This window comes from Nesterenkonia sphaerica (genome assembly GCF_005771565.1).
GTDB classification, from domain to species: Bacteria; Actinomycetota; Actinomycetes; order Actinomycetales; family Micrococcaceae; genus Nesterenkonia; species Nesterenkonia sphaerica.
Map to the genome: position 1 here is coordinate 168,843 of NZ_VAWA01000002.1, position 15,277 is coordinate 184,119.

Genomic DNA, 15,277 nt, shown 5'->3' on the forward strand with positions numbered 1-15,277 from the left:
CAGTCAAAGGGGATCCAGCAATGGCACATTTCGTCGACCGGGTGGTGCTCCATGCCGCCGGCGGGGACGGGGGCAGCGGCTGCGTCTCGGTGCACCGAGAGAAGTTCAAGCCCCTGGGAGGCCCCGACGGCGGCAACGGCGGGGACGGCGGACATGTGGAGCTGGTGGTCGATCCCAACACCACCACGCTGCTGGATTACCACCACCGGCCGCATCGCCGGGCGGAGAACGGGGGTGTGGGCCGCGGGAGCCTGCGTCACGGGCACCGCGGCGCGACCTTGGAACTGAGTGTGCCCGACGGTACCGTCGTCACCGACCGCCAGGGGGTGGTGATCGCAGATCTCGTTGGCGCTGGTGCACGGGCACGCATCGCCGAGGGCGGAATCGGTGGGTTGGGCAATGCGGCTCTGGCTTCCAGGCGGCGGAAGGCACCCGGGTTCGCGCTGCTGGGCACCCCCGGCCAGCAAGTCGACGTGGTGCTGGAAGTGAAGTCTGTCGCGGACGTGGCGCTGGTCGGATTCCCCTCGGCAGGCAAGTCGAGCCTGATCGCGGCCCTCTCAGCTGCCCGGCCCAAGATCGCTGATTACCCCTTCACCACCCTGGTGCCGAATCTCGGTGTTGTGGAGGCAGGGGAGACCCGCTTCACTGTTGCCGACGTCCCTGGGCTGATTCCGGGGGCCGCTGAGGGCAAGGGGCTCGGCCACGAGTTCCTCCGTCACGTGGAGCGCTGTGCAGCACTTGTCCATGTGCTCGACTGCGGGACCCTGGAGACCGATCGTGATCCTGTGGGCGACCTCGATGCCATCGAGCAGGAGCTGGCCGCCTATGCCGCCGATGGTCTACCGCTGACGGAACGGCCGAGGCTGGTGGCGCTGAACAAGACGGATCTCCCGGACGGTCAGGAGATGGCGGACCTCGTCCGCAGCACCTTAGAAGAGCGCGGTTACCGGGTTTTCGAGATCTCAGCGGTCTCCCGTAAGGGGCTCCGCGAACTCAGCTTCGCCATGGCGGGGCTCGTGGAACAGGCCCGGGCCGAGCAGCAGGTGGAGGCTGCCCCGGTACCGGTGACTGTCCGGCCCAAAGCGGTCAATGACAAAGGGTTCACCATCACCCGTCAGGAGAAGGGCGGCGAGCCGCTCTGGCGTGTTCGCGGCACCAAACCTGAACGCTGGATTCTGCAGACTGACTTCAACAATGATGAGGCGGTGGGCTACCTGGCCGACCGACTGCAGGCGATCGGCATCGAGGATGAGCTGTTCCGGCTCGGAGCCGTGCCCGGAGAATCGGTGGTCGTCGGCGCGGAGGAGGACGGCGTCGTCTTCGACTGGGAACCCACTATGGCTGCGGGTGCTGAGCACCTGGGTGCACGCGGGACAGATCTGCGATTTGAGGATCAGCACCGGCCCACCCGTGCGGAGAAGAAGCAGGAGCAGGCCGAGCGGCGGGCCACCAAACGGCAGGTGCGCGAGGAGATGAACGAGCTCTACACCGCTGGTGAGACCGAGAGTGTGGAGGAGCGGTGACGTTCATCACTGAGGCCAGACGTCTGGTCATCAAAGTCGGCTCCTCCAGCCTCACCACCCTCAACGGCGGCATCAGCGTCCAGGCGCTGAACCGGCTCGCCGATGCCTGTCAGAAACTGCGCAGCCGCGGGACCGAAATCGTGCTGGTCTCATCCGGGGCCATCGCCGCTGGGCTGGCGCCGCTGAAGCTGGAACGCCGGCCGCAGGATCTAGCCACGCAGCAGGCCGCTGCCGCCGTGGGTCAGGGCCAGCTGATGGCGCACTATTCGCGAGCTTTCGGGCACCATGGAGCAGAAGTGGGGCAGCTGCTGCTGACTGTCGAGGACCTCACTCGTCGCGCCACCTACGTCAACGCACTGCGCGCACTGGAAAAGCTGCTGGCACTGGGAGTGGTGCCGATCATCAATGAGAATGACGCCGTGGCCACCGCTGAAATCCGCTTCGGTGACAACGACCGATTGGCCGCACTCACCGCCAACCTTATTCAAGCCGACGGCCTGGTGCTGCTCTCCGATGTCGACGCGCTCTACGACGGGCCGCCCGCTGAGGGCGGTAAGCCGATTTCCCAGGTGGCGCAGACCGAGGACCTCAACGGGGTCACCCTGGGCCCCCGCGGCCGAGCCGGGATCGGGACTGGCGGCATGGTGACGAAGGTGGAGGCCGCCCAGATCGTCACAGCGCACGGCATTCCGGCTCGCCTGACCTCCGCCGCCAACGCCGAACGGCTCTTCGCCGGCGAGGAGATCGGGACCCTGTTTCTCCCTCGGGGGAGACGTCGCGGTGCGCGATCTGCCTGGTTAGCTCATCTTGCCCATACCAAGGGCCGCATCACCATCGACCAGGGGGCGGTCAGCGCCGTCGCGGAGCGCCGCAGGTCCCTGCTTGCGGCAGGAATCACTGAGGTCTCGGGAAGTTTTGAAGCTGGCGACGTCGTTGAAATCCTCAGTCCGGACGGGCAGGTCAGAGCCCGGGGGGTTACCTCCTACTCGGCTGCCGAAGTGCGGATGATGCGTGGCAAGAAGACTGCCGAGCTGGCTGAACAGCTCGGGGAGGACTACCAGCGGCCGGTGATTCATACTGATGATATGGCTCGAGTGGAGGTAACAGCATGACCGCAGCACTGCAAGGTTCCGAAATCGCCGAGATCAGCCGCCGGGCGCGAGAGGCGTCCCGACCCCTGGGGAGGATGGACCGGCGCCACAAGGACCGGGCCCTGGCCGCCCTGGCCGAGGGCCTGCGCGACTCCAGGGCAGCGTTGATCAAAGCCAATGAAGAGGACCTGACCCGGGGACGCGAAAGTGGCCTCTCAGCAGCGCTGCAGGACCGGCTTCGGCTGACCAAAGACCGGATCGAGAGCCTCGCGTGCGCCGTGGAGGAGATCATCGGATTGGACGATCCGGTGGGGCGTGTCATCCAGGGCCGCACCCTGCCCAATGGGCTGAGGCTCAGCCAAGTCGCCGTACCGCTCGGCGTCATCGGGGTCATATATGAGGCCCGGCCCAATGTCACAGTCGACATTGCTGCGCTGGCGCTGAAGTCAGGCAACGCGGTCATTCTGCGCGGCGGCTCGGCGGCGCTGACCACCAATAAGATGCTGCTGAGTATTATCCGTGAGGCCTTGCGGTCTGTGGGGGTCCCGGTGGATGCCGTGCAGACCATCGACCCGTTCGGGCGGGAGGGTGCCACGGAGCTGATGAACACTCGAGGCAGTGTGGATGTGCTCATTCCTCGTGGGGGACGGGAGCTGATCCAGCATGTGGTCAACAACTCCAAGGTTCCTGTCATTGAGACCGGTGAAGGCAACGTTCACGTCTACGTCGACGCCACAGCGGACCCGCAGATGGCCAGGGACATCGTCGTCAATGCCAAGACGCACCGGCCCAGCGTGTGCAACGCCGCCGAGACCCTGCTGCTTCATGCCCAGGCAGAGCGGGCTGGCAGAGAAGCGCTGGCCGCTCTGGCCCGCGGCGGCGTCGCCCTGCACGTCGACTCCAGGGCGGCGCAGTGGATGCCCGAGGGGGCAACGGCGCAGGTCGGTTCAGTCACTGAGGAGCACCACCGCACCGAGTTCCTGGACCTGCAGATGTCGGTGGCCGTGGTCGATTCCATGGACGAGGCGATCAGCCACATTCGCAACTACAGCACCGGGCACACCGAGGCGATCGTCACGGACTCGGTCTCCTCTGCAGAACGGTTCATTGCCGAGGTCGATGCCGCGGCAGTGATCGTCAATGCCTCCACCCGCTTCACCGACGGCGGGGAATTCGGTTTGGGCGCAGAGGTGGGGATCTCTACGCAGAAGACTCACGCCCGGGGCCCCATGGGGATGGCCGAGCTGACCACCACCAAATGGATCGTCCGTGGAGAGGGGCAGGTCCGTTGAGCGACGACATACCAGAAATGGCGCAGTTTCCTAGTAGACTCGTCTCAGATCCTGACACTGCGTCCTAAGGGAGAGGTATGAACCTGCCCGTTCTTGCACTGCTGGCCGATCCGTACAACGGCTATGAGTTGCCCATGCCAGCTCATTGGTATGGCATCATCATATTTGCGCTGCTCATGCTGAGCTTGCTGATCACCCTCGCATTCTCGGGTAAGGGCAAGGAACTCCCGGCTGACCCCCAGGGCCACCACTGACTTGACACCGCCTGTCAGCACCCCCGCCGGGGCCGGCTCGGAAGGTCGAAGACGACGTCTCGGAATCATGGGCGGGACCTTCGACCCCATCCACCACGGTCACCTGGTGGCCGCCTCAGAAGTGGCCGCGGAGTACAGCCTGGATGAGGTAATCTTCGTTCCCACCGGTGAGCCGTGGCAGAAAGCGGGCAGACGTGTCACCTCAGCTGAGCACCGGTACCTGCTGACGGTGATCGCCACTGCCTCCAATCCGAGGTTCTCCGTCTCCCGTGTGGATATCGACCGTGGCGGCACCACCTACACCATCGACACGCTGCGTGATTTCCGGGCCATGTACAGCGATGCCGATCTCTTCTTCATCACCGGCGCTGACGCCATGGCCCAGATCATGTCGTGGAAGAACGTCGAGGAGTTGTGGGAACTTGCGCACTTTGTCTCGGTGACCCGTCCCGGGTACCGCAGCGAAGACTTCGGGCGCGCCGAAAACATCTCCCTGATGGAAATCCCCGCCATGGCGATCAGCTCCACCGACCTCCGGGCGCGCGGTCAAGCCGGTGATCCTGTTTGGTACTTGGTTCCTGACGGCGTGGTCCAGTACATCAATAAGCACAAGCTCTACCAGGCTGGTCCCGGCGCACGCCCGAGTGACGCGCCACCAGGGCATACCATGGAGCAACACCACCGGGAGGGTTCCGCATGAGCGCAGACACGACTGAGCAGCACGCAGCCAATGGAGAGCAGCTCCGGGAGCGCTATCTGCCGGTTTCGCGCAAAGAGCTGCGCCGCCGCCGGGAAGCTGAGCTGGCTGCACAGCATGACGCTCAGGAGGAGTCAGACAACGCCACAGAGGGCGCAGGCTCTGCGCCGGCCGAGGATGAACTGGCCCGCGCGGTGCAGGCCACCGCCGCGTCGGAAAGTGACGAACTCCCCGAAGAGCCCGAGGTGGCTATTGAGGCCTCCCCGGCAGTTGAGCCCCTAACGGATGACCCCGCCGAGGATGCAGCGGAGGAGACTGCCGAGGAGGCGGACGCGGAGGACACCGCCGACGAGGCCGAGCTGCCGGAGCAAGAGGAGCCTGCACCGCTTCCGGAGCCCGAGGAAGCCCCGGCACGCCCGGAGGAGGAGATCGCCGATGCCGCTGTGCAGCAGGCGCTTCCCACGCAGGACCTTCCGAGTCAGGACCCGCCTGCCGCTGCTCAGGACGAGGCGACCAAGCCGGAGAATACCGCGGCTCGGATGGCGGAAACGCGGCGGGTCCGGCGGATGCTCAAGGAGACCCAGTCCATTCCACGGCTGAGTCCAGAACTTCTGGCCGAGCTCGATGCGACCAATGCCGAGATCGCAAAGGTAGAAGACGCCAACACCGTAGACCCTGAACTGCTGAAGCGGCAGCAGTCACTGGCGGCGAAGGCCATGCAGGCCAATCAAGAGCGGATGCGCAAGAAGCACGCCAAGGCCGAGCAGGAACGGCGTCGGCGCAGCCGTGAGCGCCCGGAATCGCAGATCCTCACTGAGAAGATGGTGCGCGACTCCTTGGCGCAGGACCCTGAGGAAATGCAGTATGCCACCGGTCAGATTGAGCCGGTGCACGCCCAGGGCGCCCACGGGTTAGACCTAAACAAGATGATTGACGCTACCGCGCGGCAAGCAGATCAGCAGCGGTTCCTGATGTGGACTGCGATTGTGCTGGGACTGCTGCTGCTTATCGCCCTCGCGACTGTTGCTTTTGTACTCTTCTAGACTGAATGGCACTGATGACTGTCCCAGATACTGTACTTGCTGAGCTGCGCACCGCAGCCGCTGCTGCCAGCGACAAGTTGGCCACCAACATCGAAGGCTACGACGTCGGAGAGCGCCTGGGCATCACCGATGCGTTCCTGGTCTGTTCGGCACCGTCCGAGCGGCAGATCGGTGCGATCTGTGAGGAGATCGAAAAGCAGCTGAAGACGGTTCACGATTCCGCTCCGCTGCGGCGCGAAGGCAGAGACTCCGGCACCTGGGTGCTCCTGGATTACGGACACATGGTGGTCCATGTTCAGCACGAACAGGAGCGTGCCGTCTATGGGCTCGACCGGCTCTACGCCGATGTGCCGAAGGTGAAGCTGAATTTGCCGGCCGCTCCTCCGGCGGTGTAACGTATAGGGGTTGCCAACGTGGAGAACACGGCGGGAACCACACCAAAATAGGGGGCATTGGCGCAGCTGGTAGCGCGTCTGCATGGCATGCAGAAGGTCATCGGTTCGAGTCCGATATGCTCCACCCATAGTATTGTCGAGAAACCCGCCCGCTGAGGCGGGTTTTTCGTTTTCTACCGGGGCTCGCGTCCAAGGCCTCAGGCGTGGGTGCGTCTAAGCGTCAATCGGTGGGACGCCTGGGTTCCGGTAGGGGGACCGGACCGGTGGTCAGCGGAGGAGCACGCAGGCCGCCCCTTTGGGCGCATGCCCCAGCCACTACCACCAGCATGATCCCCACGTACTGCAAGGCAGAGGGCAGCTGCGCGAGGATGACCAGCCCGAGGATCAGCGCAGCGGCAGGTTCTAATGCCATCAGGGTGCCGAAGGCGGTGGCAGTCATTCGGCGCAGCGCCGCCAGTTCCAGGACAAACTGGGCCACGGGGGCCAGCAGCGCCAGTCCCAGGGCGATCAGCAGGACCCGTCCATCGATATGTCCGGCCGCCTGCGGCCAACCGATGACTCCTGCGGTCACCGCTGCCACCGGAAGGGTGGCGGACAGCACGCCCGCTCCGGTGAACCGGTCGCCGACTTTCTGCAGCAGCACAATGTAAGTGCCCCAGCCGATGCCGGCGAGGAGAGCGAAGCCGACGCCGACGACGTCGAACTCTGAATGCCAGGGTTCGGTCAGAAGCACCACACCGCCGAGAGCCAGCACAGGCCAGACTGTAGTCCGCAGACTCCCGCTGCGTACCGCCGCCACGGTGAGCGGTCCGAGAAACTCAATCGCGACCGCCGTTCCCAGCGGAATCCGCTCAATGGCGGCCAGAAAGGCTACGGTAGTCAGCCCCATCCCGATGCCGAGGCCCAGCAGGACGGGGGCATCGCCGCGCCGCAGTGAGCGAAGCGGAGGCGGGACCAACGCCAGCATCAGCAATGCCCCCATACTCAGCCGCAGCCAGGCGGTCCCACCGGGTCCGACCAGCTCAATCAGCGGCACCGACAGGGCCGAGGTGAGCTGGATGGCGAAGATCGCCACCACGGCCAGCAACCAAGGGGGCCCGGGCACGCGGACCAGATACTTCGTAAGCATTCAGCCACCCAACTCCTGCCGATGAGACCTACGCCTGGCTCTTCGCTGAGCTTCAGCACGGTACCTATGGTGGCATGGGTGGCACCAGGGCCCTAGCGTGAATGCCGGAGAGTCACCTGCTCAACTCTTGACGCGTCTGGACTGCGTGGACCTGCGACCCGGCTGGTTTCGCCGTGCCCGTGAAGCGGGGCCCCGCCCGCCCCGGGGTGCTGAGCTGCGTTGCTGCGGGGCGGTATGGACAGCAGGTTTCACGTACTCCGCCACGTCACCCACCAGCTCTGCCACCGCAGGTGAACTGCTGGTCACTGTCAACGGCTGGGCCTTAATGGCAGCCTTGCGCAGCAGGGCTTGGGTGTCGTGGCGCTGCTCGGGCAGCATCACTGTCACGACGTCGCCGCTGCTTCCGGCGCGTGCGGTGCGTCCGGAGCGGTGCAGGTACGCCTTGTGCTCAGCTGGGGGATCCACATGGACCACGAGTTCCACCGAATCCACGTGGACACCCCGGGCCGCGACATCGGTGGCGACCAGGACCCGCACATCTCCGCCGCCGAACGCCGCGAGATTGCGATCGCGCTGATTCTGCGAAAGATTCCCGTGAAGATCCACCGCCGGAGTGCCATCAGCAGTGAGCTGCTTGGCCAACTTCTTCGCCTGGTGCTTGGTCCGGGTGAACAAAATGCGCTTGCCGGTGCCGGAGGCCAGCGCCTTCACCAGCGGCTTCTTCTCCTCTGGAGGAACTTCGAACACGTGATGAGTCATAGCGGAAACCGGAGAGGTAGCCTCATCCACTGAGTGGAGCAGTTCGTCGTGCAGGAAGCGCTTGACCAGCTTGTCGACTCCGTTGTCCAAAGTGGCAGAGAAGAACATCCGCTGACCCTGCTTCGGAGTCTTCGCCAGAATACGCGTCACCCCGGGAAGAAAACCGAGGTCAGCCATGTGGTCAGCTTCGTCGAGCACGGTGACCTGCACTGCATCGAGGGTCAGCTGGCCCTGCTCGAGCAGATCTTCCAATCTGCCGGGGCAGGCGACGAGGATATCTACCCCGCGGCGCAGCGCGTCGACCTGGTGTTTCTGGCTCACCCCACCGAAGACTGTGGTGGTGCGCAGGCTGTATTCAGCGGCCAGCGGTTCAAGCACGGCGTTGATCTGGGTGGCCAGCTCACGGGTCGGAGCGAGAACCAGTCCGCGCGGCTTGCGCGGCTGACCGGACGTCCCGGCTAGTTGAGCAACCAGCGGAATGGAGAATGCCAGGGTCTTGCCCGAGCCGGTCTTGCCACGGCCAAGCACATCGCGGCCGGAGAGTGTATCGGGAAGGGTTTGTTCCTGGATGGGAAAAGCTTGGAACTTTCCGTCGGCAGCCAATGCGCGAACCAGCGCTGTGGGCACACCGAGGTCGACGAAAGTTTTCGGATTGTCAGAGATGGCGGATGCCTTTCAAATGGGCCAGCACGAAGGCACAGCACATAGCCGTACAACCCAGAGACTGGCGGTCGTGGATGCACCGGGCGGTGCACTCAGGTCGCCGCGAGAAGACCACTGCCATGAAGCCCGAGCCCGGTGATCACCGGTCCGGCTGAAGAACGTTCCTACGACGCACGGGTCACTACAACCCGACCGCCTAACGATACCGGACCAGCGTCGCAGACTGAAATTCGCGTGTATCGCGGAAAGGTTCAGGCCCCTCAGAGGTCACGTCACGGCGCTGTCCAGTCAGCCTCCCGAGGATGGGAGACCCGTTGCCCCCGTTGGAAGGCGCCCTCATGAGTTCACTGTGGTTTGACACCCAATCTGTGAGTCTCCCTGGTCAGGAACCCGTCACCCCCGGTTCCCAGTGGGACTCCGTGGTGGTGGGGGCGGGCTTGACGGGTCTGACCACGGCCGTGCTGCTCGCTCGAGCCGGTCACCAGGTGTTGGTGCTGGAAGCCCGCAGCGTCGGCGCTGTGGCGACAGGTCACACCACCGGCAAGGTGTCTCTGCTGCAGGGCGGTAACCTCGCCGCGATCCTCTCCGCCCGCTCGGTGGAGACGCTCCAGGCCTATGTGGAAGGCAACAGGGAGGCACAGTCATGGCTTCTGAGGTACCTCCAGGACCGCGGGGTGGAGTATCAGGACCGGCCGGCGTACATCTACGCCGAAGATTCAGCAGGCTCGTTGGAGGAGGAGCTCGATGCCTGCCACCAGGCGGGACTCGACGCCGCCTGGGCAGAACCGGCTGAGCTGCCCTACGCGGTAGGCGCCGCGGTGGAGCTCAAGGACCAGGCGCAGATCCACCCCCTTGCGGTGCTGCAGAGCCTGGCTGAGGAACTGGTGGAGCGCGGCGGACACATTGCACAGGGCATACGGATGCAGGGCGCAACGACGGGCAAACCCGTAGTGGTCAAGACCTCCGCCGGGGAGTTCTCAGCCGATCAGGTGGTGCTGGCCACTGGTGCCCCCGCTCTGGACCGCGGTGGCCACTTCGCCAGGATGAAAGGGCTGCGCTCCTACGCCCAGGCTTACCGATTGCCCCAGGGGATGACGGTGCCGCAGGGAATGTACTTAGGGCTGGATCAGCCCGGGCGGAGTCTGCGTTCGGCCCCGGTCAACGGCGAGGAGCTGCTGCTGGTCGGCGGCAACGGCCATCAGGTGGGACGGGCCGGTTCCCCGGCGGCAGCGCAGCGAGACTTAGAGAGTTGGACCCAGCGGCGCTTCCCCGGTGCGCAGCGCACTCACGCCTGGTCCGCCCAGGACTACCAACCGGCCGATTCTGTGCCGTACTTCGGCCTGCTGCCGCAAAGTGGAGGCCGTATCTATGTGGCCACCGGGTTCAACAAATGGGGCATGACCAACGGGGTGGCTGCGGCGTTGGCGATCACCGGCCAGATTCTCGGCGGGCACATGCCGTGGGCGCAGGCACTGTCGCAGCGTCCCCCGTCGGTGAAGGGGCTTGCCACCGCAGCCAAGGACAATGCATCCATTGGGGCGCGTATGACCCGGGATTGGATCCAGACGGAGCTGCACGCCCTGCCCGATGACCCTCCCGGCGAGGGTCAGGGCACGGTCGGTCGAGTCCACGGCCGGCCCGTAGGTGTCTCCACGGTGGACGGCGTGACGCGGCGCGTCTCTGCGGTGTGCCCGCATATGGGAGGGGTGGTGACGTGGAACGACGCCGAGTGCTCCTGGGACTGTCCGCTGCACGCGTCAAGATTCGCCGCTGACGGCCAGGTGCTGGAGGGACCGGCGGTGAACCACCTGGAGCCGGAGTGACTGTGCGCACCGCGCCCGACCCGTTGAACGGAACTCAACCCAGTCCGTCACAATGGTGCGCCGAGAGAGACTCGAACTCCCGACACCTGCGGTGTAAACGCAGTGCTCTAACCAACTGAGCTATCGGCGCAAGTGCCGCGATCGGCACGATCCACAATCATAGCAAATGAGCGCTGAACCGCCGTCTTGGACGGATCCGGAGCAGGGCTCATTCTGCTGACCCCAGCGCATTTGCAGCGGCCAACCGCGCGCGCTCAGCAGCATAGAGGGCGGCGCCGACGATACCGGCGTTGTTGGTCAGTTGGGCGGGCACAACCTCCGCCCGCAGTCCGGTGACGAAGGGCAGAAAGTCCTCACTGCGCTTGGAAATGCCGCCTCCGATGATGAACTGGCTCACCGGCTGGATGCGTTCAACATGGACCAAGAACCGACGCAGCGTCTCCCCGTATTCCGGCCACGGCATGTTCAGGCGCTCCCGAGCTGAGGCGGAGACTTTGGCCTCGGCGGGCTTGGCTCCCTCAAATTCCAGGTGTCCCAGCTCTGAGTTGGGCACCAGGACCCCATCATGGACCAGTGCGGTGCCCACTCCCGTGCCCAGGGTGACTGTCATGATGGTGCCGGGTCTGTTGGCACCGGCCCCGTAGCGGGCTTCGGCCAGACCGGCGGCGTCGGCGTCGTTGAGGGTGGATATCCGGCCCGGGAAATCCTTCAGCAGCTCCGTGGTGTCGCACTCCAACCACGATTCGTCGATATTCGCCGCCGAGAGCACCACATTGTCAATGACGATCCCGGGTAGGGTGACGCCCACGCTGAGCTCCTCGGCCGAAGGGGCCTTATCCCGGGAGAGGAGCTCATCAAGCACCTCGGCGATCACTCCGGCGACAGCTTCGGGTGTGGCCGGCTGAGGGGTGGGTATGCGGAAGCGCTCCCCGGTGAGCTTGCCCTTCCTGAGGTTGACTATTCCCCCCTTGATGCCGGTGCCGCCGACGTCGATGCCGATGGCGCGCTGCGGGAGGGGAGGAAGGGCTGCGCTGAGGGGACCCACGGCCTGGGCAGCGGGCGCGAGCGTATCTGGTTTGGTCATGACTCTCCAAGATCAGTCAAAAAGGCGGACCGGCGCCACGCTGCACCGCAGTGATTCAACGAACAGAATAGCGTGCCCCGGCCAGTCAGCGCGGACGCCTCAGCCGGAGGGGCTGGTGAGAATCTCGGCTCCGTGCTCGGTGGCGAGGATTGTGTGCTCGAACTGTGCGGTGCGCCGCCGATCGCGGGTCACCGCCGTCCAGCCGTCCTCCCACAGGTCCCAGTGCCGTGTCCCCAAAGTGAGCATCGGCTCAATAGTGAAGACCATTCCGGGTTCGATCGGCTGCCCATAGTCAGGGGCGGCGTCGTAATGTGGAATGACCAGGCCGGTGTGGAAAGCCGGACCCACCCCGTGCCCAATGAACTCACGGACCACCCCGTAGTTGAACCGCCGGGCGTAGGATTCAATCGCACGGCCGATGACGTTGATCGGCCTGCCGGGCTTAACCGCCTTGATGCCACGCATCATGGCCTCATGGGTGCGTTCCACCAGCAGTCGGGACTCCTCATCGACCTCACCGACCAGGAACGTGACGTTGTGATCACCATGGGCCCCGTCGAGGAACGCGGTGATGTCCAGATTCACGATGTCGCCCTCCTGCAGCACCGTGGAGTCGGGGATCCCGTGGCAGATGACCTCGTTGATGGAGGTGCAGATGGATTTCGGGAACCCCCTGTAGAGCAGGCAGGAGGGATACGCGCCGCGCTCCACCAGGTAGTTGTGGGCGAAAGCGTCGAGCTCATCGGTGGTGACCCCGGGACGGATCAGCTCTCCGGTGGCGATCATGCATTCCGCAGCCAGCTGACCGGCCCGGCGGATTCGCTGCACGGTGGCGCTGTCGAATGCATCGGGGCCGGTGTACTTCGGCGGTTCGGCAAGGCCCACATAATCCGGGCGGGAAATGTGCTCGGGAACCTTCCGCTCCGGAGTCAGGGTTCCGGGGGCTAGGGTGCCGACTGGTGCGTGGGAGGGTGCGGAAGCCATAGCGCAAATCCTATCGGCCGCTCCGGCGGAGGGCGTAGTCTGGACAGGTGACTGAATATTGGTACAACCTGAGCACCGGGCAGGTCGAACACGGGCCCCAATCCTCGTGGAAGCACCTGTTGGGACCGTACAAGACTCATGCAGAGGCGGCGCAAGCGCTGGAGAAGGTGCAGCAGCGCAATGAGGAGTGGGAAGAAGAGGACGACGACGCCTGAGGCGCTCAGGTGCCCACCACCGGCTTCAGAAGGTGTGCTCCTGTGCGGGGAAGGTGCCTTGAACCACGTCGCGGCGGAAATTCTGGGTCGCATCTGTGATGATGCTGCGCAGGTCGGCGTACTGCTTCACGAACCGCGGCAGCCGACCGGTGTTGAGACCCAGCATGTCCTGCCAAACCAGCACCTGACCGGTTGCCCCGGAGCCGGCACCGATACCGATGGTCGGGATGGTCAGAGCCGCCTCAAGCTCGGTGGTGAGCTCGGCCGGAATCATCTCCACCAGCAGGCAGAAAGCTCCTGCGTCCTGGAGGGCTCGCGCATCGTCCAACACTTTCCGGGCCTGCTCTCCGCGGCCCTGGACCCGGAATCCCCCCAGCTGATGCTCTGACTGCGGGGTGAAGCCGCTGTGTGCCATCACCGGTATGCCGGCGTCGACCACGGCCTTCACATGCGGGACCGTGGCCCCGTGAGCCTCCATCTTCACCGCATGAACCCCGGCCTCCTTCATGAAGCGCACTGCGGTGTGGACGGCTTGCTCAGGTGAGGCCTGATAGCTGCCGAAGGGCAGGTCTGCTACCACCAGGGCGCGGCTGACCCCGTTGACCACGGACTTGGCGTAGACGAGCAGCTCATCGACGGTAATACCAAGAGTTGATTCCCGGCCCTGCATCACATTGGCCGCAGAGTCGCCGACCAGCAGGACTTCGATGCCCGCTTCGTCGAACACATTGGCCATCATGGCGTCATAGGCGGTGAGCATGGCGAACTTCTGCTGCTGCTGCTTGAACCGCTGCAGATGATGGGTGCGGATCCGCTTGGGAGCTCTGGCCGCGGTCCCCGCCTGGGGGCCCGTATACGGGGCTGCGTGTTCGTCATGGGACATAAGCTCCAGACTACTCCGGTGGCTGCGGCGTGTTGGGTAGAGTTGGGCATGGTTGAGGCAGCACCTACTTCAGGAGGCGGAATATCAGCATGGATCGGCAGCAGGAGTTTGTACTGCGCACCATCGAGGAGCGCGATGTCCGCTTCGTCCGCCTGTGGTTCTCCGACGTGGTGGGAGCCCTGAAGTCAGTGGCACTGGCGCCTGCGGAAGTGGAGGGCGCCTTCGCGGAAGGCCTCGGCTTTGACGGCTCCTCCATTGAGGGGCTCTCCCGCGTCTTTGAATCAGACATGCTGCTGAAGCCGGATCCGTCCAGCTTCCAGATTCTTCCGTGGCGGAGCGAGGACGAGCCCACCGCCCGAATGTTCTGTGACATCCTCACCCCTGACCAGGAAGCAGCTGTGGGCGACCCCCGGTACGTGCTGCGCCGCCAGCTCGACGCCGCTGCTCAGATGGGGTTCACCTGCTACACCCATCCCGAGATCGAGTTCTATCTGCTGGATTCGGAAGAAATGGACAGCAACGGGCGGCCGGTGCCTGCTGACCGTTCCGGGTACTTCGACCACATCACCGGTTCGGTGGCTCAGGATCTGCGCAGACATACCGTGAATATGTTGGAAGCGGTGGGGATCTCCGTGGAGTTCAGCCACAATGAAGTGGGCCCCGGCCAGAATGAGATTGACCTGCGCTACGCTGACGCGCTCACCACCGCCGACAACATCCTCACCTTCCGGACCATCGCCAAAGAGGTAGCGCTGGCCCACGGCAAGTACGCCACATTCATGCCGAAACCCTTCAGTGAGCACCCCGGCTCGGCCATGCACACTCATTTCAGCCTCTTTGAAGGTGACACCAACGCGTTCTTCACACCCAACGCCGAGTTCAACCTCTCCAACACGGCACGGCAGTTCATAGCGGGCATCCTCACGCACGCGCCGGAGTTCACCGCGGTGACCAACCAGTTCGTGAACTCGTACAAGCGGCTGTGGGGCGGGGGAGAGGCGCCCAGCCACGTCTCCTGGGGTCACAACAACCGTTCGGCGCTCATTCGCGTCCCGCTCTACAAACCGACGAAGGGCGGCTCAGCCCGTGTGGAGTTCCGCGGCATCGACTCCGCGGCCAATCCGTACCTGGCCTATGCGATGGTCATCGGTGCCGGGCTCAAGGGCATCGAGGAAGGCTACGAGCTTTCCGAGCATGTCACCGAGGATGTGTGGTCGCTGACCACTGCGGAGCGCAAGGTCTTGGGGCTGAAACCATTGCCGGGAACTCTCCATGACGCCATCCGCCAGATGGAGGATTCGGAGCTGGTCGCCAGCGTCCTGGGCGAGCAGGTGTTTGAGAACCTGCTGCGCAATAAGCGCCAGGAGTGGGACGAGTACCGGGTGAACGTCTCGCCGTATGAGATCAACACCTACCTGGGGATGGTCTGAACAGTGTGGTGC

Annotated in this window: 14 protein-coding genes, 2 tRNA genes and 1 pseudogene; 11 read left to right on the plus strand and 6 right to left on the minus strand. The window is 64.6% G+C overall.

Annotated features, from left to right (window positions below; all coding sequences use genetic code 11):
- The first annotated feature begins 20 nt into the window (after nucleotides 1-20).
- From obgE to FEF27_RS02315, 8 genes are all read left to right on the plus strand, one after another.
- Nucleotides 21-1,523 (plus strand): GTPase ObgE, encoded by a 1,503-nt coding sequence (gene obgE, locus FEF27_RS02285; protein ID WP_138169204.1) that lies wholly within the window; start codon nucleotides 21-23, stop codon nucleotides 1,521-1,523.
- Nucleotides 1,520-2,635: a glutamate 5-kinase gene (gene proB, locus FEF27_RS02290; protein ID WP_138169205.1), complete on the plus strand. Its 1,116-nt coding sequence runs from the start codon at nucleotides 1,520-1,522 to the stop codon at nucleotides 2,633-2,635. The genes obgE and proB overlap by 4 nt, the downstream gene beginning before the upstream one ends.
- Nucleotides 2,632-3,906, plus strand: a complete 1,275-nt coding sequence (locus FEF27_RS02295) for a glutamate-5-semialdehyde dehydrogenase (protein ID WP_138169206.1) — start codon at nucleotides 2,632-2,634, stop codon at nucleotides 3,904-3,906. The genes proB and FEF27_RS02295 overlap by 4 nt, the downstream gene beginning before the upstream one ends.
- A gap of 77 nt (nucleotides 3,907-3,983) precedes the next feature.
- Nucleotides 3,984-4,160, plus strand: a complete 177-nt coding sequence (locus tag FEF27_RS13265; protein WP_166429884.1) for a hypothetical protein — start codon at nucleotides 3,984-3,986, stop codon at nucleotides 4,158-4,160.
- A gap of 1 nt (nucleotide 4,161) precedes the next feature.
- The gene (nadD, locus tag FEF27_RS02300; protein ID WP_279526776.1) at nucleotides 4,162-4,860 is read left to right on the plus strand and encodes a nicotinate-nucleotide adenylyltransferase; all 699 of its coding nucleotides are present in this window, start codon (nucleotides 4,162-4,164) and stop codon (nucleotides 4,858-4,860) included.
- Nucleotides 4,857-5,900 carry a hypothetical protein gene (locus tag FEF27_RS02305; RefSeq protein WP_138169208.1) on the plus strand — a complete coding sequence of 348 codons (1,044 nt, stop codon included), beginning with the start codon at nucleotides 4,857-4,859 and terminating at the stop codon, nucleotides 5,898-5,900. The genes nadD and FEF27_RS02305 overlap by 4 nt, the downstream gene beginning before the upstream one ends.
- Before the next feature lie 14 nt (nucleotides 5,901-5,914).
- Entirely contained in the window at nucleotides 5,915-6,295 is a 381-nt protein-coding gene (gene rsfS, locus FEF27_RS02310) for a ribosome silencing factor (RefSeq protein ID WP_138169209.1), read from the plus strand.
- Between the two features lie 51 nt (nucleotides 6,296-6,346).
- Nucleotides 6,347-6,419 (plus strand) — tRNA-Ala (locus FEF27_RS02315).
- 96 nt (nucleotides 6,420-6,515) lie between these two features.
- Here the strand turns inward: FEF27_RS02315 and FEF27_RS02320 are convergent.
- Nucleotides 6,516-7,424 (minus strand): EamA family transporter, encoded by a 909-nt coding sequence (locus FEF27_RS02320; protein WP_138169210.1) that lies wholly within the window; start codon nucleotides 7,422-7,424, stop codon nucleotides 6,516-6,518.
- Between the two features lie 153 nt (nucleotides 7,425-7,577).
- A pseudogene (locus FEF27_RS02325) lies at nucleotides 7,578-8,846 on the minus strand (DEAD/DEAH box helicase); the annotation flags it as partial.
- Between the two features lie 368 nt (nucleotides 8,847-9,214).
- Between FEF27_RS02325 and FEF27_RS02330 the strand changes: the two are divergent.
- Entirely contained in the window at nucleotides 9,215-10,669 is a 1,455-nt protein-coding gene (locus FEF27_RS02330; RefSeq protein WP_341805610.1) for an FAD-dependent oxidoreductase, read from the plus strand.
- Nucleotides 10,670-10,722: 53 nt separating this feature from the next.
- Here the strand turns inward: FEF27_RS02330 and FEF27_RS02335 are convergent.
- The 3 genes from FEF27_RS02335 to map all read right to left on the minus strand — a co-directional run bounded on the left by FEF27_RS02335 (nucleotide 10,723) and on the right by map (nucleotide 12,737).
- Nucleotides 10,723-10,799 (minus strand) — tRNA-Val (locus FEF27_RS02335).
- A 78-nt stretch (nucleotides 10,800-10,877) separates the two neighbouring features.
- Complete coding sequence (gene ppgK / locus FEF27_RS02340) at nucleotides 10,878-11,753, minus strand: polyphosphate--glucose phosphotransferase (RefSeq protein ID WP_138169213.1); 876 nt, start codon at nucleotides 11,751-11,753, stop codon at nucleotides 10,878-10,880.
- Between the two features lie 99 nt (nucleotides 11,754-11,852).
- Nucleotides 11,853-12,737, minus strand: coding sequence for a type I methionyl aminopeptidase (map, locus tag FEF27_RS02345; protein ID WP_138169214.1), 885 nt, complete (start codon nucleotides 12,735-12,737; stop codon nucleotides 11,853-11,855).
- Nucleotides 12,738-12,784: 47 nt separating this feature from the next.
- Between map and FEF27_RS02350 the strand changes: the two genes are divergently transcribed.
- Entirely contained in the window at nucleotides 12,785-12,952 is a 168-nt protein-coding gene (locus tag FEF27_RS02350; RefSeq protein ID WP_138169215.1) for an SPOR domain-containing protein, read from the plus strand.
- A 25-nt stretch (nucleotides 12,953-12,977) separates the two neighbouring features.
- Here the strand turns inward: FEF27_RS02350 and panB are convergent, their stop codons facing one another.
- Nucleotides 12,978-13,835, minus strand: a complete 858-nt coding sequence (gene panB, locus FEF27_RS02355) for a 3-methyl-2-oxobutanoate hydroxymethyltransferase (RefSeq protein WP_138169216.1) — start codon at nucleotides 13,833-13,835, stop codon at nucleotides 12,978-12,980.
- A gap of 89 nt (nucleotides 13,836-13,924) precedes the next feature.
- Between panB and glnA the strand changes: the two genes are divergently transcribed.
- Nucleotides 13,925-15,265 (plus strand): type I glutamate--ammonia ligase, encoded by a 1,341-nt coding sequence (gene glnA / locus FEF27_RS02360; protein WP_138169217.1) that lies wholly within the window; start codon nucleotides 13,925-13,927, stop codon nucleotides 15,263-15,265.
- Nucleotides 15,266-15,277: the final 12 nt, after the last annotated feature.

Coding starts and splice junctions, on each gene's coding strand:
- ppgK (WP_138169213.1), bottom strand. CDS start 11,753: ATGACCAAACCAGATACGCTCGCGCCCGCTGCCCAGGCCGTGGGTCCC.
- rsfS (WP_138169209.1), top strand. CDS start 5,915: ATGACTGTCCCAGATACTGTACTTGCTGAGCTGCGCACCGCAGCCGCT.
- FEF27_RS02305 (WP_138169208.1), top strand. CDS start 4,857: ATGAGCGCAGACACGACTGAGCAGCACGCAGCCAATGGAGAGCAGCTC.
- FEF27_RS02320 (WP_138169210.1), bottom strand. CDS start 7,424: ATGCTTACGAAGTATCTGGTCCGCGTGCCCGGGCCCCCTTGGTTGCTG.
- panB (WP_138169216.1), bottom strand. CDS start 13,835: ATGTCCCATGACGAACACGCAGCCCCGTATACGGGCCCCCAGGCGGGG.
- obgE (WP_138169204.1), top strand. CDS start 21: ATGGCACATTTCGTCGACCGGGTGGTGCTCCATGCCGCCGGCGGGGAC.
- FEF27_RS02295 (WP_138169206.1), top strand. CDS start 2,632: ATGACCGCAGCACTGCAAGGTTCCGAAATCGCCGAGATCAGCCGCCGG.
- glnA (WP_138169217.1), top strand. CDS start 13,925: ATGGATCGGCAGCAGGAGTTTGTACTGCGCACCATCGAGGAGCGCGAT.
- map (WP_138169214.1), bottom strand. CDS start 12,737: ATGGCTTCCGCACCCTCCCACGCACCAGTCGGCACCCTAGCCCCCGGA.
- FEF27_RS13265 (WP_166429884.1), top strand. CDS start 3,984: ATGAACCTGCCCGTTCTTGCACTGCTGGCCGATCCGTACAACGGCTAT.